The organism is Actinoplanes utahensis (assembly GCF_016862455.1).
Lineage (GTDB): Bacteria > Actinomycetota > Actinomycetes > Mycobacteriales > Micromonosporaceae > Actinoplanes > Actinoplanes utahensis.
The window spans coordinates 77,795-100,122 of sequence record NZ_BOMZ01000086.1; the positions used below are offsets into that span (position 1 = coordinate 77,795).

At 71.4% G+C, this 22,328-nt stretch carries 18 protein-coding genes and 1 pseudogene; 4 read left to right on the forward strand and 15 right to left on the reverse strand.

Translation table 11 applies throughout. The features are described 5' to 3' along the window. Positions 1 to 15: 15 nt before the first annotated feature. Positions 16 to 252, reverse strand: coding sequence for a hypothetical protein (locus tag Aut01nite_RS30390; RefSeq protein WP_173476667.1), 237 nt, complete (start codon positions 250 to 252; stop codon positions 16 to 18). Between the two features lie 64 nt (positions 253 to 316). Between Aut01nite_RS30390 and malQ the strand changes: the two genes are divergently transcribed. Then, positions 317 to 2,272 carry a 4-alpha-glucanotransferase gene (malQ, locus tag Aut01nite_RS30395; protein ID WP_052163643.1) on the forward strand — a complete coding sequence of 652 codons (1,956 nt, stop codon included), beginning with the start codon at positions 317 to 319 and terminating at the stop codon, positions 2,270 to 2,272. On the opposite strand, the gene Aut01nite_RS30400 is transcribed toward malQ, so the two are convergent. The 3 genes from Aut01nite_RS30400 to Aut01nite_RS30410 are packed head-to-tail and all read right to left on the reverse strand — an operon-like array spanning position 2,227 to position 5,429. Then, entirely contained in the window at positions 2,227 to 2,565 is a 339-nt protein-coding gene (locus Aut01nite_RS30400) for a hypothetical protein (RefSeq protein ID WP_043524629.1), read from the reverse strand. The genes malQ and Aut01nite_RS30400 overlap by 46 nt on opposite strands. Before the next feature lie 51 nt (positions 2,566 to 2,616). Beyond that, on the reverse strand, positions 2,617 to 3,873 hold the full coding sequence (locus Aut01nite_RS30405; protein ID WP_043524628.1) for a DUF1501 domain-containing protein: 1,257 nt from the start codon (positions 3,871 to 3,873) through the stop codon (positions 2,617 to 2,619). Positions 3,874 to 3,875: 2 nt separating this feature from the next. Further along, the gene (locus Aut01nite_RS30410; RefSeq protein WP_236642669.1) at positions 3,876 to 5,429 is read right to left on the reverse strand and encodes a DUF1800 domain-containing protein; all 1,554 of its coding nucleotides are present in this window, start codon (positions 5,427 to 5,429) and stop codon (positions 3,876 to 3,878) included. A gap of 83 nt (positions 5,430 to 5,512) precedes the next feature. Here Aut01nite_RS30410 and Aut01nite_RS30415 point away from each other — a divergent pair, with 83 nt between their 5' ends. After that, positions 5,513 to 6,364, forward strand: a complete 852-nt coding sequence (locus Aut01nite_RS30415) for a spermidine synthase (protein WP_204037740.1) — start codon at positions 5,513 to 5,515, stop codon at positions 6,362 to 6,364. Positions 6,365 to 6,523: 159 nt separating this feature from the next. Further along, positions 6,524 to 7,495 (forward strand): translation initiation factor 2, encoded by a 972-nt coding sequence (locus Aut01nite_RS30420; RefSeq protein WP_043524627.1) that lies wholly within the window; start codon positions 6,524 to 6,526, stop codon positions 7,493 to 7,495. Positions 7,496 to 7,746: 251 nt separating this feature from the next. Here the strand turns inward: Aut01nite_RS30420 and Aut01nite_RS30425 are convergent. Further along, positions 7,747 to 8,733 (reverse strand): annotated as a pseudogene (locus Aut01nite_RS30425) (TerC family protein); the annotation flags it as partial. A gap of 9 nt (positions 8,734 to 8,742) precedes the next feature. After that, entirely contained in the window at positions 8,743 to 9,492 is a 750-nt protein-coding gene (locus tag Aut01nite_RS30430; protein ID WP_043524625.1) for a pentapeptide repeat-containing protein, read from the reverse strand. A gap of 321 nt (positions 9,493 to 9,813) precedes the next feature. Between Aut01nite_RS30430 and Aut01nite_RS30435 the strand changes: the two genes are divergently transcribed. After that, positions 9,814 to 11,097, forward strand: a complete 1,284-nt coding sequence (locus Aut01nite_RS30435) for a lamin tail domain-containing protein (protein WP_173476666.1) — start codon at positions 9,814 to 9,816, stop codon at positions 11,095 to 11,097. A gap of 55 nt (positions 11,098 to 11,152) precedes the next feature. Here the strand turns inward: Aut01nite_RS30435 and Aut01nite_RS30440 are convergent, their stop codons facing one another. The 9 genes from Aut01nite_RS30440 to Aut01nite_RS30480 form a co-directional block, all read right to left on the reverse strand. Further along, positions 11,153 to 11,683: an NUDIX domain-containing protein gene (locus tag Aut01nite_RS30440; protein WP_043524623.1), complete on the reverse strand. Its 531-nt coding sequence runs from the start codon at positions 11,681 to 11,683 to the stop codon at positions 11,153 to 11,155. Beyond that, positions 11,683 to 12,531 carry an HAD family hydrolase gene (locus Aut01nite_RS30445; RefSeq protein ID WP_043524622.1) on the reverse strand — a complete coding sequence of 283 codons (849 nt, stop codon included), beginning with the start codon at positions 12,529 to 12,531 and terminating at the stop codon, positions 11,683 to 11,685. The genes Aut01nite_RS30440 and Aut01nite_RS30445 overlap by 1 nt, the downstream gene beginning before the upstream one ends. 29 nt (positions 12,532 to 12,560) lie before the next feature. Continuing rightward, positions 12,561 to 13,787, reverse strand: coding sequence for an NAD(P)/FAD-dependent oxidoreductase (locus tag Aut01nite_RS30450; RefSeq protein WP_083998887.1), 1,227 nt, complete (start codon positions 13,785 to 13,787; stop codon positions 12,561 to 12,563). After that, the gene (locus tag Aut01nite_RS30455) at positions 13,769 to 14,089 is read right to left on the reverse strand and encodes a hypothetical protein (RefSeq protein ID WP_043524620.1); all 321 of its coding nucleotides are present in this window, start codon (positions 14,087 to 14,089) and stop codon (positions 13,769 to 13,771) included. The genes Aut01nite_RS30450 and Aut01nite_RS30455 overlap by 19 nt, the downstream gene beginning before the upstream one ends. A gap of 26 nt (positions 14,090 to 14,115) precedes the next feature. Beyond that, positions 14,116 to 15,012, reverse strand: coding sequence for an aminotransferase class IV (locus Aut01nite_RS30460; RefSeq protein ID WP_083998885.1), 897 nt, complete (start codon positions 15,010 to 15,012; stop codon positions 14,116 to 14,118). Next, on the reverse strand, positions 15,005 to 16,867 hold the full coding sequence (locus Aut01nite_RS30465; RefSeq protein WP_043524618.1) for a condensation domain-containing protein: 1,863 nt from the start codon (positions 16,865 to 16,867) through the stop codon (positions 15,005 to 15,007). Before Aut01nite_RS30465 ends, Aut01nite_RS30460 begins: the two co-directional genes overlap by 8 nt. Positions 16,868 to 16,966: 99 nt before the next feature. Beyond that, positions 16,967 to 18,739, reverse strand: coding sequence for an ABC transporter ATP-binding protein (locus Aut01nite_RS30470; protein WP_043524617.1), 1,773 nt, complete (start codon positions 18,737 to 18,739; stop codon positions 16,967 to 16,969). Next, positions 18,736 to 20,571 (reverse strand): ABC transporter ATP-binding protein, encoded by a 1,836-nt coding sequence (locus tag Aut01nite_RS30475; RefSeq protein WP_043524616.1) that lies wholly within the window; start codon positions 20,569 to 20,571, stop codon positions 18,736 to 18,738. Before Aut01nite_RS30475 ends, Aut01nite_RS30470 begins: the two co-directional genes overlap by 4 nt. Positions 20,572 to 20,680: 109 nt before the next feature. Beyond that, positions 20,681 to 22,321 carry a class I adenylate-forming enzyme family protein gene (locus Aut01nite_RS30480; protein ID WP_161790626.1) on the reverse strand — a complete coding sequence of 547 codons (1,641 nt, stop codon included), beginning with the start codon at positions 22,319 to 22,321 and terminating at the stop codon, positions 20,681 to 20,683. Between the last annotated feature and the right edge of the window lie 7 nt (positions 22,322 to 22,328).

Below are 22,328 nucleotides of genomic sequence, written 5' to 3' on the forward strand. Positions count from 1 at the left end.
ACTAGGCGGACGGCGTCAGCGACGCTTGCGCCTGCGGGAAATCAACACGATCGCGACCACGATCGCGCCGACCGCCACGAGACAGCAGACGAGTCCGAAGAGCCCGAACCCGCCGCTGCGCCGGGCCTTCCGGACGGCTTCCACCACGTCGTTCTCGGCCGCCCAGGCTTGAACCGGCATCAGGAAGGTAATCATCACGCCGGCGAAGGCGGCGGCGAACCAGAGTTGCAGTCTTCGAGCCATGTCACCCATGTGCCCCATGCTGACCGATGTAAGCAATGGGTGAGGGATCGTGTACCAACGAAAAGGGGTTGGAATGGACACCGATCTGGTGGCCCTGGCCGAGGCACACGGGGTGGCCACCCGTTATGAGAACTGGCAGCGCCAGGAGACCGAGGTCGCCGCCGAGTCGGTGATCGGCGTGCTCGGCATGCTGGGCGTCGACGCGGGCACCCCGGCCGCGGTCCGGGAGTCGCTGGCCGCGGCCCGCCGGCGCGACGCCGGTGACCGGCTGCCCGGCACCATCGTGCTGCGTACCGGCGACGTCCGGGAGCTTCCGGCGCCGGCCGAGCTGACGCTGGAGGACGGCCGGGTGCGCCGGGTGGACCGGCTGCCGGCCGATCTGCCGCTCGGCTGGCACCGGCTGCGCTGCCGCGACCAGGAGGTCACCCTGGTGGTGGTCCCGGTCGAGCTGCCCGAGCCGCCGGACACCTGGGGCTGGATGGTGCAGCTCTACACCCTGCACTCGGCCGGCTCGTGGGGGCTCGGCGACCTCGGTGACCTGCGGGATTTCGTGGCCGGGTCGGCGGGCGCCGGGATGGTGGTGCTGAACCCGCTGCACGCGATCACGCCGGTGCGGCCGGTGCCCGCGTCGCCGTACTCGCCGTCCAGCCGCCGGTTCGCCAACCTGCTCTACCTGCGGGTGGCCGACACCGCCGAGTACCGCCGGGCGTCGCCCGACGTCCGGGACCGGGTGGACGCGCTGCGGCCGGAACCGCCGGCCGACGGCCTGATCGACTACCAGGCGGTGTTCGCCGCCAAACTGGCCGCGCTGGAGCTGCTCTGGCCACTCGCCGACGCCGTCGACCTGGACCGCGATCCGGGGCTGACGGACTTCGCCCGCTACTGCGTGCTCGCCGAGGAGCACGGCCCGGACTGGCGGACCTGGCCCGCCGGGGTGCGCCGCCCGGACGCGCCGGCGTCCCGGGAGCTGCGCGGCGACCGGGTGGCGTTCCACGTCTGGATCCAGGACCTGCTCGAGGCGCAGTTCGACGCGGCCGGGGAGGCGGCCCGGGACATGCCGGTCGGGATCGTGCACGACCTGGCGGTGGCGGTCGAGCCGGGCGGCGCCGACGGGTGGCTGCTGCAGGACGTGCTGGCGATGGAGGCTCGTACCGGGGCGCCGCCGGACGCGTTCAACCAGCTGGGACAGGAGTGGGGCGGGGTGGCGTGGCGGCCGGACCGGCTGGTCGAGACCGGGTACGCCGCCTACCGTGACATGCTGCGCCGGATCTTCCGGCACGCCCGCGGCCTGCGGGTGGACCACGTCGCCGGGCTGTGGCGACTGTGGTGGGTGCCGGCCGGGCTCGGTCCGGCGAACGGCACGTACGTGCACTACGACCCGGAGGCGATGCTCGGGATCCTGGCGCTGGAGGCGTACCGGGCCGGGGCCGTGGTGATCGGCGAGGACCTCGGGACGGTCATGCCGGTGGTGACCGAGGGCCTGCAGCGGACCAACATGCTGGGTTCGGCGGTGCTCTGGTTCACCCGAGACGACGAGGGTGGCTACCGCCCGTCGGCCGGCTATCCGCGCAACGCGCTGGCCAGCGTCTCCACCCATGATCTGCCGACCGCGGCCGGGTTCCTGGTCGGCGAGCAGGTGGAGGTGCGGGCGGAGCTCGGCCAGCTGGCCGGGCCGGTGGAGCAGGAGCGGGCGAGCTGGGCGAAGGACCGGGATCTGCTGCTGGACCGGCTGCGCACGGAGGGCCTGCTGGCCGCCGACGACGACGATCCGGTGGTGGCGATGCACGAGTTCCTGGCCCGGACGCCGTGCCGGCTGGTCGCCGCCTCGCTGCACGACGTCCTGCTGGAACGCCGTCAGCCGAACCTGCCGGGCACGTTCGACGAATACCCGAACTGGCGGATCCCGCTCGGCCCGGATCTCACCGAGGTGCTCGCCGACCCGCTGTTCCGCAGGGTCGCCGGCATCCTGAACAACCGCCGGGTTCAGATCGCCAGCGGCTCCGGCGGCGGGTCGTCGTCGACCGCGTAGAGCATCGGGTGCAGCGGCAGGAAGGTGTGCGGCTCCCGGCAGCGCACCGGGGGCAGCAGTGAGGAGCGGTGGTCCGGGTGCTCGTGGCAGTGCCGCAGCGCCCGGGTCACCGCGTCCTCGTGGTGCCGCCCGCCGCCGTACTCACCGCAGCCGTCGCAGTCCCACCGCCAGAACGGGGCGCCCTCGTCGGAGGTGTGCCGCCGGATCCGCAGCGGCGGCCCGGCCGGTTCGCGGACCGGAGCGGGCGGCCGCCGCTGAGCGCCGATGAGCTCGGCAAGCAGGTTGCTCGACATGTTTTAAGTTGTATCGCCCGCACTCTTCCCTGATGTGCGTTTCGGCCGATTTCAGCGCGGGGTGACGATCCCCAGGCCCGCCACACCGACTCCGGGGAAGACACCGCCCAGATCGGCGACCCCGCACCGGGCGCGCAGGATCTCCCCGATCACGGACCGGTAGTCGGTGGTCACCGCCAGGTCGCCGTCGCGCAGCTGCGCCGTGGTCAGGCCGGGCCATCGGCCGTACACCTTGCCGCCCTTGACGTTGCCACCCAGGACGAACATGGCGTTGCCGTAACCGTGGTCCAGCCCGCCCGACCCGTTCTGCGCCACCCGGCGGCCGAACTCGCTGACGGTCACCAGGGTGACCCGCCGCAGGCCGTCCGGGCCCAGGTCGGCGGCGAACGCGGCGAGCGCCGTGGCGAGCGCCTTGAGCTGGTCGTACATCCGCCGGCCGGAGGTCGCCGGGCCGACGTTCTCGTGCATGTCCCAGTCGCCGCAGTCGACCGTCGCGCTCATCAGCCCGGACCCCGACTTGATCAGCCGGGCCAGGTCACGCAGCGCCGCGCCCAGATCGGTGCCCGGGTAGACCGCCCCGTTGGCCGGCTGGTACCCGGCCGTCCGCAGCCGCTCGGCCTGCGCGAGCGTGCCGAGCATCCGGTTCGCCGTGCTCCGCAGCCCGGTCGGCGCCCCGTCGTAGAGCTTCGCCATCGTCGCCGCGATCGGCCGCCCGGTCTGGTCGCCGGTGAGCGTCATCTTGTCGATCGCGCGCACGCCGAGGTGCGGCGCCGGCCCGGCGAGCACCCGCGCCGGCATCGAGGTGCCCATCGCGACCGCCTGGAACGGATCCGACGCGCCGAGGGTGCCGAGCATCCGGTTCAGCCAGCCGGTCCGGATCGACGTGCCGGGAGCGGCCCGTTCCAGATCCTCCATGGCCGAGAAGTGCGACCGGTTCGGCGCCGGCTGGCCCACCGCGTGCACCGCGGCGAGCTGCCCGCCGGTCCAGTACGGCAGCAGCGGCGCCAGCGCCGGGTGCAGACCGAAGAACGACCCACCCCCGATCAACTGCGTCTTCGGTACGGCGATCGAGGGCCGCGCCGTGTAGTAGGCCGGATCGCCCGCCGGCACCACGGCGGACAGCCCGTCGAAGCCGCCGCGCAGCGACAGCAGCACCAGCACGTCACCGGAATATCCGGGATCGGCCGCGTACGCCACGCTGGTGTCCAGGCCCACCGTGGCGAGGCCGGCGAACGCGCCCGCCGCCAGCAGACCCCGCCGGGACAGTCCGGCCTGGCGGTTCTCCGCACATCCACAAACGTCGTCCATGATCACCTCACCGCGAAGGACGGGGAGTTGAGCAACATCCCCATCAGGTACGGATACATCCAGCCGGTGGCCGGATCGTTCGACTTCAGCGCCGACGCCGGGGTCCTGCCGAAGAATTCGGCAAGGGCGGCCGTCTGCTTCGCGGTAGGCGCGACTCCGAGCAACCGTGTGGCGGTTCTCTCGATGAGCAGGCCGTACGTCGCCGGCAGCGCACCGACCATCCCGGTCAGCAGGTTCGCCGGTCGGACCAGCGTGTCCGGCCACCACCCGGCCGCGATCGACAGGTGCATGTTCCATCGGACCAGGAGCCCGGACGGCGAGTCCCAGGCCTCGGCCACGTCCGGATACCCGTTCGGCGGTCCCCAGTTCAGCGGCGCGTGCCCGGCGTCCCGCGCCATCCAGTAGAGGCTCTCCAGGAACTTGACGCCGGTGGCCGCCGGCCCGTACCCGAGAGTCCGCACGGTCGCTGCCAGGTCCTCCATCGGCGTCCGCGCCTTGGCCCCGATCGAGGCCGCGAACTCGGCCGACGTGAACAGCGCCCGCAGCACCGGCGCGATCGCCGACCCGTTGTCCAGGTACACCTTGACCAGCGTGCTGATCAGCGTGGCCGGCGGGTCGTCGGCGACGAACCGCACGCACAGCTTGGTGACGATCCGGCGGGCGGTCGTCTGGTGCAGCGCCAGGTAGTCGAGCAGCGCGAGCGCCGCCGCCTCCCCGCCGGCCGCGGTGGCGTTGGCGTGCTGGAACGCCAGCACCCGGACCGCGCCGACGGCGTGCGCCGCCGCGTCGAACCGGTACTTCCCGGTGGCGTTGTCCACGGTCAGCCCGGTCAGCAGCCGGGCCGCGTTCTTGACGTCCGCCTCGGTGTACGCCAGCCCGACCGTGTGCAGCTCCAGCAGCTCACGCCCGTAGTTCTCGTTCGGTGCCGCCTTCGTCGAGTACCGGTTGTCCAGGTAGGTCAGCATCGCCGGGTGCCGGGCCGCGTCCCGGAGCATGTCGGAGAACCTGCCGAGGGCGTGCCGGCGGATCACCGTGGTGTCGTAGTCGATCCGACTGTCCCAGACGTCCCCGTGCGGGCACGTCACGTTCAGGTGGTTGCTCCAGAAGTCGACCATCATCTCGAGCAGCTGCCGCTCGCTCCAGATCGACCGGGCGACGGCCGCCCAGGACAGCTGCCACATCGGGTCCCAGCTGTACTGCTTCAGGGTGCCGGCGGCCACCCGGCCGCGGATGTCGGCGATCGACAGCCGGCTCAGCGGCAGCCGGGCGAGCAGGCCGTCGGCGACCGGGTCGGCGATCGAGGAGGGGTTGAGCTGCCGGTTCAGCCACGCCGTGGCGCCCAGCTCGCGGATCTCCGCGATCGAGGCGGGGCTGGGCCCGAAGGTGGCCCGGCGCAGCAGGTGCAACAGCGGGTCGGACGGCAGGAGACCGGCGCCGGCCGGGCCGGCGGCGGCAGCGGCGGCCGGCGTGCCGGTGGTCAGGGCGGCAGCGGCGCCGGTCGCGGCGATCCCGCCCACGACGCTGCGCCGCGTCATCGTCTGCTCGAGTGCGCTCACGGGGGCAAACGTCGGAAGTTTCCACCGTCACTTGCGAGTTCCCCGCGCCGCGCTACCGATTCGCAACCGGCGATACTGGCGCGATGGCACAGCGGAGAGCGTCCCGGAAGCGGGTGGAGACGGTCGCCTCCGGCGTGGCCGAGCTGGTCCCGGACCCGGATCGGGACACCGCCTGGACCCTGCTGCTGGACGGCGCCCCGCAGTCACACGTGGACCTGGCCGACCCCACCCACCTGGAGTTCGAGTACGTGCGGCGGATGGCTGCCGCGATCGACCTGGCGGCGCCGCCCGGTCGCGCGCTGCGCGTGCTGCACCTCGGTGGCGGCGCGCTCACGCTGCCGCGATACGTCGCGGTCACCCGGCCAGGCTCGGCGCAGCGGGTGGTCGAGATCGACGGACCGCTGGTGGAGCTGGTCCGCCGGGAGCTTCCGTTGCCCACCGGAGCCAACATCCGGGTACGGGTCGCCGACGCCCGCGCCGCCGTCGAGGGCATGCGCGACGCGGGGTACGACGTCGTGGTCCTGGACGTGTTCGCCGGCGCCCGGACCCCCGCCCACCTGGCCTCCGCCGAGTTCGCCGACCAGTTGGCCCGAGTCCTCGACCCGGCCGGCCGGCTGATCGCCAACGTCGCCGACGGCCCGCCGCTGCGCTACGCCCGCGCCCAGGTCGCCACGATTCGGGCCGCGCTGCCGGAGGCCTGCCTGGTCGCCGATGCCGGGGTGCTGCGGGGGCGGCGGTTCGGCAATCTCGTGGTGGTGGCCGGGCGGACCCCGCCACCGGTCGCCGAACTCACCCGGCGGGCTGCCGGCGACTGGTTCCCGGGGCGGGTGGAGACGGACCTGGACCGTTTCACCGGTGGCGCGGCTCCCGTTCCGGACGCCGCAGCGGTACCCTCTCCTCTGCCACCCGAAAGCCTGTTCGGTAACCGAAAGTAGTCGTCGAATAGGCCGAAGGTGCATCACTGATCACCGTCCTGTGTCGATTTCCCAGGTTCGGGTGTGATCCGCGCCCGGTGACTGGCAACGCTGCCGGTGACCGGTTGTAATCGGTGCGGCCGCACTCTTCCGGACGCGGCGAGCACGGGGAAGGCAACCATGTTCCACCAGCACTTCCTGTCCCCCGCGGGCACGGACCTCGGACCGCTGGACAGCGGTGAGCGCGTGCTGTGGCGCGGCCGCTGCGCCGTCGCCGAGTACGCGTTCGACGAGGCGTCCTCGCTGCCCCGATGGACCCTGCCGGAGGAGACCGACGTTCTGGTCACCGACCGCCGGGTCCGCTACGTCCACCACACCGAGGAGACGCAGAGTAGCGGCGAGTTGTTCTGGCTGTGGCCGCAGCACCTGCGGGTCCAGCCCGGCAACCGGGAGACCGGCCGCAACGCCACGGTCACCCAGATCCAGCTGGTGTGCACCGGCCCGAACGGCACCTTCCCCGCCCTGGTCTTCGCCGGCGGCGCCCTGTCCAGGATCGGCGACGCGGACCGCCTCGCGAACACGCTGCGGCAGGCGATCGCCCGGTTCCGGGTGGAGAACGCGGACCTGATCGGGGTGCCCGCCCCGCAGGCGCGGATGCTGTCCCGGCTGGTGATCGGCCCGGAGTTCAGCAACTACCAGGGCGGCGAGGGGCAGACCGTGACGCTGCTCGGCGCGGTGCCGGTGCCCGCCCCGTTCGACGAGGACCCGGCTCCGGCCGCGGTCTACCAGGACCCGGCTCCCGCCCCGGTCTACCAGGAGCCGACTCCGGCCCCGGTACACCAGCAGCCGGCTCCGGCCCCGGTTCACCAGCAGTCGGCTCCCGCCTATGAGAACCCGGTTCCGGCTCACGAGGGGTTCGCCTACGCCGAGGTTCCGGTGTCCGGATCGCGTGCCTACGCTGAGCGCCCCGGCGTCGAGGCCGACGCGCAGCGCGCCGAGGAGGCCCTGCGCGCCGAGCTCGACTCCCGGCAGGCCGAGCCGGACCTCGCGTCCCGGGCAGCCAGCCTGGCGGCCCGGGTGGCGAGCCTCGTCTCGGAGACCCCGGACGGCCAGGGCTCGAACCTCTCCGCGTACCTCAACCGGGACCGCTGACGGTCCCGGTCACCCATGACCTGCCGGGGGACTCACGTGCGGGCGGCGAAGCAGCTTCCGGCGGCGACCCGCTCCTCGTGCACCCGGTGCGCGCGCTCCAGCAACGCCATCAGCTCGGACTCGCCCCGGACCCGGGCGCGGTACTTCTCCGGCAGCCGCTTGAGGTTCTCCTCCTCCACCAGCAGCTTGTGGTAGATCTCGTCGCAGTAGGCCGGATCGGTCTCGACGTCGAGGAACTCGGTGGCGTGCCGCCGGGCCGCGGCCTGCGCGGTCCGGGCCCGGCCCTTCGGGCTGAGCAGTGAGGCGATCACGGTGATCACCAGCACGCCGATGATGATGCCGAGGGAGAGCACGGTCGGGATCTCGGCCACGTCGACCGGGTCGCCGCCGTTGATGAACGGCACGCTGTTCTCGTGCAGGGCGTGCAGGACCAGTTTCACGCCGATCAGGGCGAGGATCGCGGCCAGCCCGTAGGACAGGAACACCAGCCGGTCCAGCAGGCCGTCGATCAGGAAGTACAGCTGCCGCAGCCCGAGCAGGGAGAACGCGGTGGCGGTGAAGACCAGGTAGACGTTCTGTGTGAGACCGAAGATCGCCGGGATCGAGTCCAGCGCGAACAGGATGTCGGTGCCGCCGATCGCCACCATGACCAGCAGCATCGGCGTGAGCACCCGCTTGCCGTCCTGGTAGGTGACGAGCTTGTCGCCGTCGTAGTGGTCCGAGGTGCGCAGGAAACGGCGGGCCAGCCGGATCACGAAGTTGTCCGGCTCCTCCCCGTCGTCGTGCTTCTTCCTCAACAGGTTCCCGGCGGTGATCAGCAGGATCAGCCCGAACACGTAGAAGATCCAGGCGAACGAGTTGATCAGCGCCGAGCCCAGCAGGATGAACCCGGTCCGGGCGAGCAGGGCGACCACGATCCCGAAGAGCAGCACCTTCTGCTGATCCGCGCGGGGCACCTTGAAACTGGCCATCAGTAGCAGGAAGACGAACAGGTTGTCGACCGAGAGCGCCTCCTCGGTGACGTAACCCGCGAAGTACTCCGCGCCCATCGTGGAGCCGCCGAAGATCCACACCCCGACCCCGAACAGGATCGCGATCGACACGTAGATCGACGTCCACAGTGCCGCCTCGCGCAGGCGGGGGATGTGCGCCTTGCGCACATGGAAGAAGAAGTCGAAGAGCAGAAGGCCGACGATTCCGAGGACGGTCAGGACCCACACCACACCGGACACCTGCATGCGCCCATCCTAGGGCCTATCGGAGTCCGTCACTGCGGCACGCAACTGTGACGAGGTCAGGAAGAGCGCCCCGTTCAGGTTCGCGCCGCGGAGATCCGTACCCCGCATGTCGGCTCCGGTGAAGTCGGCCCGCCGCAGGTCCGCCTCCCGCAGGTCCGCGCCGATCAGCAGCGCGCCGCGGAAACTGGCGCCGCGCAGGTCGGCGCCGCGCAGGCGGCGGCCGATCAGGTGGGCGCCGCTGTGGTCCGGCCCGCGTCCGCGGGCCATCTCGCTGGCCCGGCGCAGAAGCGGGACGACCTTCATCCGGTACGCCTCCACGTCCAGTCCCCGCAACTCCTCCGGCGTGCGGCCGGCGAGGGCGTCGGTCTCGTCCAGCGCGGCACGCAGCTTCGGGTGCAGCCGCCGGGTCTCGGCCAGCTTCAGCGCCTCCGTCAGGTACCACATCAGCTCGTGCAGCAGCCGCACCACCGGGAGGACCGCGAACATGTCCCCGGCCAGCCGCGGCTCCGATCGCCAGTCCCGCCCGCCGAACGTCTCCTGGGTGATCCGCTGGCCGGCGCCGAAGCAGTCGAACACCACGCACCCCGGATAGCCACGCTGTTCCAGGTGCTCGTGGATGGTGCAGCGGAAGTCGTCGCCGAGGTTGCGGCAGGGCCGGCCGGCGGGTTTGTCGTGGGCGAAGTCGGACGACTTCGCGAAGGCCGGCGCGACACAACAGAGCGCAGCGCAGCGAGCACAGTCAGCAGCGAGAGTGGTCATTTATCCGTTTCCGTCGAACCGCGGGCCACGTACACCGGATAAGTATCGCTGAGACAGGGTGCCTGACCGGAAACGCCCATTAGAACTGTCGGCGGTAATCTCCGCCACTTAACCGGCACCGGTTCACCGGAGCATTGTTCTGCAATTTTGATCACGCGATCTCGAGAGCGCCCGTAGCCACCTGTACCAGCAGGTAGGGTCCGCAGGCGGGATGAACGATGACGTTGGAGCTCAATTCTCGATAGCGTCGGAGATTAATGCCGGGCGCTCTGAGTTCACATCTCACAGTGCTGCCCTCACGACGGAGGATCTCAAACTAAAATGCACATACGACCGAAAGTGACCTTCGGCGTGGGCACCGCTCTGGGCGTGCTCGTCGCCGGCACCGGAGTCTTCGGCAGCACGCCGGCGTGGGCCGCCGCGCCGACCATCGACAACGCGCCGGCACAGACCGGTTACGGAGCCGTGGTGCTGACCGGCACCGCCACTCCCGGCGCGACCGTGTACCTGCGTGAGGCCGCCTACATCTGGGGCCGGAACGCCGACAGCGCCTCCGAACTGTCACGGGCCACCCCCTACCAGTACCCGACGACCGCCACCGCGGGCACCAACGGCCGATGGTCGATCACCCGCGTCATGGACTCGGGCTTCGTCTGGGCGGTCGAGGCCGACGGCGAGTACTCGCGGATCATCCAGGCCCCACTCCGGATCGGCGGCGAGTTCGCGGTCACGCCGGGCGCCACCGGCAGCGTGGCCTACCGCTTCCGCGCCAACCCGGACCAGCCGTGGTTCCCCGTACTGGTCGAACGGCAGTCCGGCAGCTCGTGGGTCGAGGTGGCGAACGGCTACACCGACGGTCCCGCCGGCGAGGGCGGCACCCGTGGCCCGAACGACGACGGTGACGACGAGGCCGAGTTCCAGGGCACGCTCACCGGCCAGCCCACCGGCCAGCAGACGTACCGGGTGCGGGTCGTCGACCCGAAGAACTCCGCGTACGCCTCCGCGGACAACCTGATCACCACCAACACCTTCACGGCGACCACCGGGGGCGGCGGGACGCCGGTCACCACCCCGCCGACGACGCCACCGACCACCCCGCCCACCACCCCGCCGACGACGCCCCCGACCACGACGCCGACGACTCCGGGCACACCGAAGCCCACGACGCCGAGCACGCCGAAGCCGACCACCCCGAAGCCCACGACGCCGGCCTACAACCCGGCGGACCCGGCGGTGGGTGCGGTCCAGTTCGCCCGGATCCAGTACAACGCCCCGGGCACGGACAGCAGGTCCAACAAGAGCATCAACGGCGAGTACGTCCAGATCACCAACCGCAGCAAGAAGACCGTCTACCTGTACGGCTGGACCATCCGGGACGCGGCCGGCAACACCTACCGGATCCTGGCGAAGTACTACCTGTACCCCGGGCGCAGCCTGATCGTCCGTACCGGCAAGGGCGCGAACGCCGGCATCACCCGGTACTGGGGCAAGACGTACCACGTCTGGGGCAACACCGCCGACACCGCGTACGTGCGCACCGCCGGCAACCGGACGATCGACTCCTGCAAGTGGACGAAGGCCGGCAAGGGCTACACCACCTGCTGACGACGATCACCACGTACGACGGCCCTCCGGTATCCCTCCGGGGGGCCGTTCGGGTTCAGGTGGATCGGTGTAACCGATAGAGGGTCAGCGCGGCGAGCGACGGCGCGTCCACGATCAGACCGGACCGGATCATCTCGGCGATCTCCGGGTCGCTGAAGGCGCGATGGATCATGTCCTGCTCGCTCTCCTCCCGGTCCGGCGTGCCCTCGTCGAGGTCCGTCGCGAGGTAGACGTCGAAACCCTGTGTCGCGTAGCCGTACGCCTCGTACAGGAACCCGAGGTGTGTCATCGACCGGGCGCGCAGGCCGGTCTCCTCGGCCAGCTCCGCCCGCGCCAGCGCCAGCTGATCGCCGCCCGCTTCCCGGCCCCAGCTGCCCTGCGGGAACTCCCACGCCCGCCGTCCCACCGGGTAGCGGAACTGCTCCACCAACCAGAAACCGTCCCGGCAGCGCGGCAGGATCAGCGCGAAGTCCGGCTTCTCGACGACGCCGTACAGACCGGGGCTGCCGTCCGGCCGCCTCACCTCGTCCTCCCGCACGGTCATCCACGGATTGCGGTACACGACCCGGCTGTTCAACTGTTCCATCAGCCGATCAGCTCCGAGGACACCGGCCGGCCGGCGCGGCCGAGGATCCGGTCGAGGACCACCGCGACACCGTCGTCGTCGTGGTCCGGCGCCACCTCGTCGGCCACCGCCTTGAGCTCCGGGTGCGCGTTGCCCATCGCCACCGCGTATCCGGCCCAGGCCAGCATCGGGATGTCGTTGGGCATGTCGCCGAACGCGATGCTCTCCGCGCCATGGAGACCGAGCAGGCCGGCGGCGTGTGCCAGGCCGGTGGCCTTCGACAGGCCGGACGGCAGGATCTCGATCTCGCCCGGCCCGGCCTTCGTGGTGGCCACCAGGTGCCCGGTGAGCCGCGACGCGACCTCGAGCAGCCGGTCCTCGTCCAGCTCGGGATGCTGCACATAGACCTTGCGGATCGGGGTCGTCCACAGCCGGTCACCGTCGACCGCGACGACCGGAAGCCCGTCGAGCGGGTCGGGGCGGTAACCGGGGCCGGCCAGGACGGCGCCGTCCAGGCCGCCCTCGTCGGTGGCCAGCGCCAGTGGGCCGGTCACCACCTCGATCGCGGCGAGCGCCCGCCGGGCCAGGTCCCGGTCGAGCAGGTGGCAGGTGAGTTCGGTGTGCGTACCGGCGTCGTAGACCTGGCCGCCCTGACCGCAGACGGCCAGGCCGGTGTAGCCCAGTTCGTCCAGCACCGGCCGGGTCCACGCGATGGAACGGCCGGTCACGACGAGGTGCCGGCAACCGCGCCGGACCGCCGCCGCCAATGCCTCCCGGGTACGGATTCCGACCGTACCGTCAGAACGCAGTAAGGTGCCGTCCAGATCAGTGGCGATCAGCGCCGGCCAGAAGCGGTCCCGATCCGGCATGGCCGTTCCCCTTTCGTGTCTCTCGGCGGTCACCGTCGGTAGAGCTCGCTGAGCGTCTGGATGTCGGGGAACACACCCGGCAGCTCGGGACGTTCCAGCACGGTCATCGAGGTCTCCCAGGCCTCACGCGCCGGCGCGCGGTCCCGTGGCACCGGGACGATCGGATCCCAGCCGAAGTCGTCGTCGGGCCGCAGGCCCAGCCGGGCCGTGACGGTGCGCACCGCATGCCGGGCCGCCAGTGGTGACAGCGTCAGCTTGGACGGGCTGGCGACGACCACGCGGCCGTCGAGCAGGTCGATCCCGAACTCGTGTGCCACGGTTCCGCTGCTGGGCAGCAGTCCGGACTTGGTGGCCGAGTAGCCCGAGACCGCGTCGACGCGGGCGAGCGTCGCCGCGTCGATCAAGCGGGCCAACGTCTGCAGCACCCGGCGGGCCCACCAGCCCGCGAGCTGGCCGGAGTCGCGGCCGCCGCTGTCGAAGGATTGGAAGTCGGAGACCAGCCAGGTGGCCTGCTCGTCGCCGACGCGGCTGGCCAAGAACAGGCCGTGCTGCTGGTATTCCGGGAACAGCGCGCTGACCGCCGGCAGGTGTCCCCGCAGGACCAGCATGAAAGCCTTGCGGAGCTGGACCGCGGCCGGTAACCCGGAACGGGCCAGCAACCCGGGCGTGCCGGCGCCCGCCGCCAGGACCGCGGTCCTGGCCCGGACGATCGCGGTGCCGCCGTCCGGCTCGGTGACGCGGGCGACTATGCCGTCGCCGCACTCGTCGATGCGTTCCACCGCGCCCCGCCGCGCCTCGACACCGGCGGAGCCGGCCTGCGCGCCCAGCCCGCGCAGGATGTCACCGACGTTGTACGTGGGCTCGGCGCTGCCGAAGCAGGCGACGGACGTGCCGGTCAGCCACCGGGGAGTGGCACGCGGGCGCACCGCCAGCCCCGAAGCCCGCCAGAACCTTTCGGCCCGGCGTACGGCGTCCGGGTCGGAGAACGCGATGGTGGAGTCCGCGGTCACCGGCGCGATCCGCGCGAGCAGCCCTTGCCAGTATCGGGCCGCGCTGCCCAGCAGGGCCGGCAGGCGCGGCTCATCCGGGCCGTAGGCGTAGCCCTGGTGCAGGTAGCCGTGCGACTGACCGGACTGGCCGGCGCCGACCTGCGCCGGCTCGATCAGCAGCACGTTGACGCCGCGACGGGTGAGGGCCACGGCGGTCAGCAGGCCGGCCATGCCGGCACCGGCCACGATCACATCACTGTCACGCATCGGTCGCTTCTCCGTGGTGCGGGCGGAGGGCTGGTGGCCGGCTCGACGGCGGCGACCAGGCCGGACACCGGTGACATCCGTACCAGCCAACGCTCGCCGGACAGGGTCTCGAGCAGTACTTCGCCCTCGCCGGAGCGCGTCGCCGAGCGCAGCGGGCCCAACCCGGCCAGCAGCAGCCGGTCGCGGCTGTTCGGGGCCTTGGCCAGCACGTCGCCGGTACGCAGGCTGACCCGGATCTCGGTGCCGAGACCGGTCTCCGTGGCGGGGCCGGCGATGACCGCCACCACGTCGACATCCTGCATCCACGGTCTGACGCGCAACGACGTGTTCACGTCAGCGGGGTCAGGTAGGCCGACGCGAGCGAGCTCTCACCGCGGCACAACCGGCCGTATTCGGCGGCCAGCGTGGCAGCCGTGTCCTCCGCGCCGGCGTCCACGGTGGCGTGTCCGTCCACGGTGTCCACGTTGCGCAGCCCGAGCAGCGTACCGGCCAGCACCACCTTGGCCTGGTACAGCTCGTCCCGCCGGACCGGCCGCTCCTCGACCCGGTAACCGAGTCCGCGTGCGATGTCCAGCACGATGCGCTTGGTGATCGAGTCGAGGACGCCGGAGGCCACCGACGGCGTGATCACCTGCTTGTCCCGGATCAGCAGGATCGCGGCGCCGTCCGCCTCGGCGACGTGACCGTGGTCGTTGAGGAAGAAGACGTGATCGACACCGTGCTGCAGGCGTTCCCGCTCGAACACGCGGAAGTCGAGGTATGAGCCGCCCGACTTGGCGTGCGCCCCGATCGGGCCGCCGAAGCGCCGGTGGCTGCTCACGATCGCCCGGACGGCCGGCGGTGCACTGGGCCGGTAGGGGAAGCCGCCGATGTACATGGCGCCCTCGCTGTCCAGCGCCAGGGTGGAGCGTCCCCGCTTGGCATAGAACGTCGGGCGCAGGTAGATGTCCATGCCGCCCATGTGCGCGGCGACCTCGGCGAGCGCGGCGAACACCCCGGCCCTCTCCATCGGCGCCGGGATGTCGGCGGCCAGGGCGGACTGGTAGAGCCGGTCGAGGTGCGCGTCGCCGGCCAGCACCTCGTGCCGGCGCTCGGCGGCGTTCCAGAACGCCGTGATGCCCTCGAACACGTTGGCACCGCGCAGGGCGAGCTCGTCCCAGACATGGACCCGGGCGTCCTCCCAGGGAACGCACGCCCCGTTGAACCACATCACACGATCAGACATTGTTCCGTTCCCTCTCGATCGATACTTGCCCGGCCGGTGGCCGGTTCGGCCGCTGCCGACGTGGCCGCAGGCGGCCGGCGAGCGCGGTGAGGCTCGTGGGGCGACGCAACTCGGCGACCGTGAGTCCCTCGAACCCGCGTTCCCGGAGCAGGGACAGCACGCGGGGAGCAAGGTGGAGACGGCCGCCCGCCGTCAGATAGGTGGCGGCCATCGACAGCTCGTCCAGGTCGTTGGCCTCGGCGACCGCGTACCGGAGCGCACGCTGCGCCGCGCTCGACGGCGACAGCATGGGCCGGTCGACGCCCGAACCCTCGACCGTTTCCCCGTCCGTACGGGTCACGACGAAGTGGTGCGGGCTGAGCACGGCGGTACGGCCGTTGTCGGTCGAGAGCAGGAAATCGCGCAACTCCCACGGCTGCAGATCCGCGCTGACGTGTGCGGTCACTCGTCCCTGCTCGTCATGGACACCGGCCTCGCGCACCGCGGGGTGCTCGCGGAGGCGGCCCGCGAGAAAGTCGAGATCCACCCAGGCGCCGCCGGCTCTCGCCCAGCGTCCGTCCGGGCGCCACGGTTCGGCCGCCAGCGATCGGGCGTCCGCGAACGTCAGGTCACCGGAGGTCGCGGCCTCCACCAGGATCGCCTCGATCAACCGGACCAGCCGGAGGCTGTCCCGCTCGTCCATGACCGAGGCGTCGAAGCGCGCCTCGATGTGCAACCGGCCCTCGATCGTCTCGGCGCCGAGGTACAGGTTGCAGACGTCCCATGACTCGTTCGTCCGGTACGCCGACACGCGCGAGTCGGCCAGCAGGTCACGAGGATCGCTGCCCGCCCTGGCCGCCGGCCAGTCGACGCCGTCGAGGATGAGGCTGATCGACTCGGGACCGGGCAGGAAGCCTCCCCGTTCCGCCTCGGTCCGTCCCGCGCTCTCGTGGAACTCCAGGACGTCGAAGCTCATGTGGCGGCCGGCGACCAGGACGGCCTTCTGCAGCCGCCGCAGGACGTCGGAGAACGACGGCTCCCCCCGCAGATCGACAAGCAGCGGCATGTCTCGCATGACCGCGGCGACCAGCTCGCGGGTGGCCGGGAACTCCCGGTACGCCCAGGTCAGGCAGAGGCTCAGCCGGTCATGACCGAACTGGAGCGCCAGCGCGAGATAGGCGGCGGCAGTGAAGATCGACGCCGGGGTCGCGTTCAGGCTCTCGTTCAGGCGCGCCAGCGCCCGGATCGCGGCGGGCGATTCGAGCGCCGCGCGCACCACGTCGGCTCCCGGTTCGCCGCGGCTCACCGGCAGCACCGTCACCGGGAAGTCCGTCAGCGCGCTGTTCCAGTACCGGACGGCCGACTCGGCCCGCGCCCGGCCGCGGTCGCGCTCGTGCAGCGCCCAGTCGATGGGCTGCGGCACCTTCGCGCTCAGCCGCTCGGGGCGCTGTTGCGCCCGTGCGGCCAGCAGCTCGGTGAGATCGGAGAAGAGGATCCAGGACCCCAGACCGTCCGCGGCGAGGTGCGCGACGACGAGGACCAGGTCGCCTGCCGGCGTACGGGCGAATCGGATCGGAGGTTCGGAGGCGATGTCGAACGGCGCCTCGGTGAAGACGCGTTGCGCATCCTCGTCCTCGAGCAGCGGAATCACCGCGACGACGTCCTCGTAGACGTTCTGGCGCGGCCGCCCGTCGTCGTCCGCGTCGAAGGACGTACGCAGGATCTCGTGCCGGAGCAGCAGCGCGCTCACCGCGCCGCCCACCGCTTCATCCGTCAGGCCGTCCGGGACGGCGATGACCCAGCTGATGTTGGGCAGCAGCGCGGGTGCGCCCGACCGGTGCGCCAGCCAGTCCAGTTGCGCGAGCCCGGACGGCAACGGACCGGTGCGTTGCCGTCCTCCGGAAAACCTCGTCTGTTCTTGCCGCACGCCAGCTCTCCCCGTCTCGGCTACGTTGATCAGTTCCGGTTTCCTCGATCAGACGAAGTACCGGGCCTGCAGGTGGAACAGTTCGGCGTACAACCCGTCGGCCCGGCTCAGCGCGTCGTGGGTGCCGACCTCGGCGACCCGGCCGCCGTCCAGGACGACGATCAGATCGGCCGCCCGTGCGCTGGTGATGCGATGCGTGACCAGGACCGTCACGCCACCGTCCAGCCGGCTCAGCTCGGTGTACTGCTGGAACAACCACTCCTCGGCATGCGCGTCGAGGCTGGCCGAGGGCTCGTCCAGGACCCGGAGCAGCGGCGCGTGCCGCATCGCGGCGCGGGCGTTGGCGACCGTCTGCCACTGGCCGCCCGACAGGCCCTTGCCGTCCCACGACTCCCGGCCGAGCCGTGTTCGCAATCCGTCGGGCAGCGAGGCGAGAAGCCGATCACCGCCGGCCGTCCGCAGCGCCTCGCGGATCCGGTCCGCGTCGTCGCGATGCCCGAGCGAGCCGAGCCCGATCGTGTCCTGCAGGGACATCTCGATGTGCACCGGGTCCTGGAAGGCCGCCGTGATCCGCGCGCGCCACTCGTCCGGCGCGAACCGCGTGAGGTCGGTGCCGTCCACCAGGATGCGCCCGGCGCTCGGCCGGTAGAGACCGCAGAGCATCTTGACGAGCGTCGACTTCCCCGCGCCGTTCTCGCCGACCAGGGCCACGACGGCGCCGGCCGGCAGTTCGAGGTCGATGTCGCTGAGCGACCGCTGCTCGCGGTTCCAGTATTGGAAGCTCAGGCCCTCCAGCTTGATGCCGCCGCTCAGCTTGGGCGGCACCGGCGCCGGCGTGGCCGGAACGACCGCCGCCGTCTCCGCGGCACCGTCCGCCACGACGTCGAGGAAGGCCCTGGTGGCCCGCAACGACTCCATCGTCCAGAAGGTCAGGCTCAGCAGACCCTGCACCTGTCCGGTGATCTGGCTGCTGACCGCGACGGCCGCGACGACCAGTCCGAGCGAGGCGTCGCCGGAGAGTCCGGCGCGCACCATGAGCACGATGGCGGCCGCGTACGCCAGCACGAAGAACAGCCAGGCCAGCACGACCGGCAGACGGGCGCGCCCGTCGCTGCGCGCGATGTCACGTCCCGCCTCGTCCCACGTGGTGCGATGCCGGGACCGCAGCTCACCGGCGAGTCCGAAGAGGCGGGTCTCCCGCGCGGGTGCGGCGGTGGTGGCGAGCTGGAACAGGTGACCGGCCAGCCGGGTGCTGGGCGTGGCACGCTCGACGGCCTTGCCGCGCTTCTTGTCCGCCGCCTGGGTGGCCAGCACCGTGGGGACGGCGAACAGCGGCAGCAGGGCCAGGACCGGCACGACCGAGGCCATCAGGACGGCCGAGCCGATCAGCGCCAGCGCGGCGCCGGCCAGCCACATCAGCCTGTCGAACCCCGGACCGATCTCGTTGCGCGCACCGCGGACCACCGCGGCTCGCTCGGAACGGCCGGAGTTCTCGTGGATCTCCAGGGTCGGCGTCGTGCCGACCACGTCGATGATCCGGCGTTCGACCTCGTTCTGGATCTCCTCCTGGAGGCGCAGCCGGGTGAAGTAGCCGGCGATGAACGTGCCCTGGGTGACCATCACGAAGACCGCGACGCAGAGCGCGAGGACCACGAGGCCGTCGGTCGAGTGCCGCCGCGCCACTTCACTGAACAAGCCGAGCAGCAGGGCCAGCCCGAACCCGGTGGCCTGTTCGAGAATCGCCACCGCCACCACGATCGCGGACCGGAACCGGTCGGTGCGGGGTGCGATGGACAGGGTGAAACGCAAGGCACTGATCACGCTGACACCTCCTCGAAACGCTTCGCCTGCAGCCGGAACAGCTCGGCGTACCGGCCGTCGGCGGTGATCAGCTCGTCGTGCGTCCCGTCCTCGATGATCCGGCCCTGATCGAGCACCACCACCCGCTCCGCCTTGCGCACCGTCGCGAAACGGTGCGAGATCGCGATGGTGGTGACACCCGCGGTCAGCTCGTGGAACGTGTCGTACAGCCGAGCCTCGGCGCGGGCGTCGAGGCTCGCGGCCGGCTCGTCCATGATCAGCAGTTGGGCGCCGTGCCGCAGACCGAAGAGGGCCCGCGCTATCGCGATGCGCTGCCACTCGCCGCCGGACGCGTCGACACCACCCGCGACCCCGCTGGACATCACGGTGTCCCAGCCGTTCGGCAGCTTCTCGATGAAGGTCAGGATCCCGGCCTGACGCGCCGCCGCGCGCAGTCCGTCCTCGTCGTCGGCGTGTTCGAGGCAACCGAACGCGATGTTGTCGCGCACGGTGAACTCGTAACGCGCGAAGTCCTGGAAGACGGCGACCACCTGACGCTGCCAGCCGCGGCGGCCGGCGTCGTCCACGGTGGTTCCACCGACGCGTACGGAACCGTCGCTCGCGGCGTCCAAGCCGGCGACGAGCCGGGCGAGCGTCGTCTTGCCCGCGCCGTTGAGCCCGACGATGGCAAGCGACTGACCGGCGGGGATGGTGAGGTCGATGCCGTGCAGCACCTCGGTCGTCGCGCCGCCGTAACGGAAGCGCAGATTCGTGCAGGAGATCGCCCCGGCCGGTGCCGGCCACGACTTCCTGGCGGACGCGGGCCGCGACTCGACGACGGGGAAGGCGAGCGCCTCGCCTGCCGCCTTCGATCCGAAGCCCATCCGGAGGTCGTCCTCGTCAGCCCGGAGGATCTGTAGCAGCGCGCGGACCGCCAGGCCGCCGATCGCCAGGTCACCGACCGTCATACCGCCGGTGGCGGCGCGGTGGCCCAAGTAGTGGAAGACGGCGGCGACCGTGACGCCCGTGACCACGACCACCGTGACGACGAACAGACGGTGTTCGCGCCGCCGCTGCCAGACCTCGACCATGTTCGGCAGCCACTGTTCCTGGTAGGCGTCCCGGAAGAAGGTGGCGAGGCCGAAGAGCCGGACCTCCCGGGCCGCGCCCGGTGTGGTCGGCACGTCGCGCAGGTAGGACGTGCGGCGCAGCTTGCCGGTCTGGTTCACGGTTTCGATGACGGCGATCCGGTAGTTCCGGACCAGCCGGGAATGAATCAGGATGAAGATCGCGAAGACGAGCAGGCCCAGCCCCCAGGTGACCTGGGTGAGCAGTGCCGCGGAGCCGATGGCGGTCACCCAGAGCGAGGATCGCGTGAAGAAGCCGAACACCGCCTCGCCGGGTGGCATGTCGATGGTGCCCTCGCCCTGTGCCCGGCCGAGCCGGCGCAGGTAGGCGGAGTCCTCGAGGTGGCCGATCGTGGCCGGCTCGGAGGCGGCCATCATCACCCGCTCGCTGAGCCGGCCGGTGACCCGGCGGCCGAGCGCCCGGCCCAGGACCGTCCGCGCCGACTCGGCGAGGTAGGTGAGGAAGAACAGCACCGCGATGACGGCGACCCAGCGGTAGCACGCCCGCGCCGCGGGGGTGTCCACGCCGTGGCCGATCGCCGAGGTGAGCCCGTCGACCAACTCGCCGATCGCGATGGTGATGCCGACCGGGGCGGCGCCGGCGACGACGGCGGTGACGGCGGTCGCGGCGGCCGCGGCCGGCGCCTGCGCGAACGCGTACCTGACGAGGACCGCTAGCGGCCATCGCGTGCTCGGGGCCGGGTGCTGCCCGGCAGCCGTGGTCATGGCGTCTCCTCGTTCTCGGAGAAGCCCGCACGGATGCCCCGGATCTGGGCGCTTGACATCAGTCCTCCTGGTCGACTCTCGGGGCTGCGTTGCTGGCCGCGCTCGGTGCTTACTTCGCCGTTTCCTGGGCGGCCGTGGCGGCGTACTCACGGCGGAGTTTGCGTTTGAGCACCTTTCCGGTGACACCGACCGGCACCGTTCTCGCGTCCGCGGCACGGACGTCGGCGAGCCGCGCGCGGCCCAAGCCGTCCAGGACCTCGTTGACCCGGGTCAGCATGCCGTCGGTGCTGAAGCCGTCACGCAGGTGAACCAGCGCGATGGCACACACCTCACCGGACTCTCCGGCCGCCACCACCACGCAGTCTTCGATCTCGGGCAGGTGAGCGAGCAGGATCTCCTCGGTCAGGATCGAGTAGACGGTGCCGCCCGCGGTCTGGATCGCGTCGACCGCCCGGTCCACGTGGTAGAAGCGGTCCGCTTTGTCGCGGTAGACCAGGTCGCCGGTGGTCCAGTAGCCGTTCAGCAGGCTGCGGTAGGTCTTGTCCGAGTCGTTCCAGTAGCCGGGCGTCACGGTCAGGCCTTTCACGCCGAGCAGGCCGACCTCGTTCGTCTCGGCGAGCGTGCCGTCCGGCCGCAGCACGACGACCTCGGCGAACGACTGCGGAACGCCGAGGCAGCGGTGGGGCGTCGCGACTCCGGGAATCGTGATCGCGCCCAGCACGCCACCCCACCCCAGCTCCGAGGTGCCGAAGCCGTCCACGAAGATCGAGCCGCGTACCGCCTTGGCGCCGACCCAGTGCCGCCCCTGCCCGACCAGCCGGGCGATGTGCGCCTGATGGGAGGCGTCACCCACACTCACCCAGCGCTCGACCTGGTCGAGGCCGCCGGCGCCGTCCTCCTGCAACGCCAGTTCGGCCAGTGTGACGGCGAAACCGACGACGATGGTCGCCCGGTAACGGGCCGCCGCGGCGGCGACGGCCCGGCCGCTGCGATCGGACATGAGCGCCAGCGGAACGCCGGACAGCATGGCGAGCAACGCGTAGCCGATCGCCGACCCGTGCGACTGCGGCAATGCGGAGAGGATCAGCGATTCCCGGTGGTCCCGGAACCTGGTCAGATGCGCCCGGATGCCCTCCATCATCTGGGCGTGCGCCCAGATGACCGGCTTCGGTGTGCCGGTGGTCCCCGAGGTGTGACAGATCAGGACGGGATCGCTCGCCGCATGCCGGAACACCGGCGGCACCGGACCGTCCTGCGGGGGGACCGTGCTGTCGATCGAGGACACCCAGAAGCTGTCGACCTCCGGCTGGAGTACGCCGGCGAGCCGTTCCAGCCGCACGTCGTCCGTCTGGAGACCGGCCGGCGTGGTCTGGCGCAGATAGGCGGCGACGATCGCGGGGTCCAGCTCGCCGTTGATCAGCACCGCGATCGCACCGAGCCGGCTGAGCGCCAGGTAGTGGATCAGGTTGTTGGCACCGTCGCGGAAGTGGACGCCCACCCGGTCGCGGGGTCCGACGCCGCGTCCGGCGTACCAGGAGCTCCACGCACCGACGAGGTCGGTCAGCTCGGTCAGGCTGAGCTGGTCGCGCGGAACCCCGCGGGCGTCGAGGACGAAGCGTTCGGCGAAGAGGTACGGCGCGTGCACGTCCGGGCTGACCCGCATGGCGGTCTCGAGCGCGTTGCCGCCGCCCACCGTCGGGTCGTCGGCGATGTCCTGGCGTACGGCGGCCGGAATGAAGGTGGATCCCACGGCGGCG

Bases quoted from the DNA above. Each gene is read 5' to 3' on its own strand.
- Aut01nite_RS30390 (WP_173476667.1), bottom strand. From the start codon at position 252: ATGGGTGACATGGCTCGAAGACTGCAACTCTGGTTCGCCGCCGCCTTC.
- malQ (WP_052163643.1), top strand. From the start codon at position 317: ATGGACACCGATCTGGTGGCCCTGGCCGAGGCACACGGGGTGGCCACC.
- Aut01nite_RS30400 (WP_043524629.1), bottom strand. From the start codon at position 2,565: ATGTCGAGCAACCTGCTTGCCGAGCTCATCGGCGCTCAGCGGCGGCCG.
- Aut01nite_RS30405 (WP_043524628.1), bottom strand. From the start codon at position 3,873: ATGGACGACGTTTGTGGATGTGCGGAGAACCGCCAGGCCGGACTGTCC.
- Aut01nite_RS30415 (WP_204037740.1), top strand. From the start codon at position 5,513: ATGGCACAGCGGAGAGCGTCCCGGAAGCGGGTGGAGACGGTCGCCTCC.
- Aut01nite_RS30420 (WP_043524627.1), top strand. From the start codon at position 6,524: ATGTTCCACCAGCACTTCCTGTCCCCCGCGGGCACGGACCTCGGACCG.
- Aut01nite_RS30430 (WP_043524625.1), bottom strand. From the start codon at position 9,492: ATGACCACTCTCGCTGCTGACTGTGCTCGCTGCGCTGCGCTCTGTTGT.
- Aut01nite_RS30435 (WP_173476666.1), top strand. From the start codon at position 9,814: ATGCACATACGACCGAAAGTGACCTTCGGCGTGGGCACCGCTCTGGGC.
- Aut01nite_RS30440 (WP_043524623.1), bottom strand. From the start codon at position 11,683: ATGGAACAGTTGAACAGCCGGGTCGTGTACCGCAATCCGTGGATGACC.
- Aut01nite_RS30445 (WP_043524622.1), bottom strand. From the start codon at position 12,531: ATGCCGGATCGGGACCGCTTCTGGCCGGCGCTGATCGCCACTGATCTG.
- Aut01nite_RS30450 (WP_083998887.1), bottom strand. From the start codon at position 13,787: ATGCGTGACAGTGATGTGATCGTGGCCGGTGCCGGCATGGCCGGCCTG.
- Aut01nite_RS30455 (WP_043524620.1), bottom strand. From the start codon at position 14,089: ATGCAGGATGTCGACGTGGTGGCGGTCATCGCCGGCCCCGCCACGGAG.
- Aut01nite_RS30460 (WP_083998885.1), bottom strand. From the start codon at position 15,012: ATGTCTGATCGTGTGATGTGGTTCAACGGGGCGTGCGTTCCCTGGGAG.
- Aut01nite_RS30475 (WP_043524616.1), bottom strand. From the start codon at position 20,571: ATGACCACGGCTGCCGGGCAGCACCCGGCCCCGAGCACGCGATGGCCG.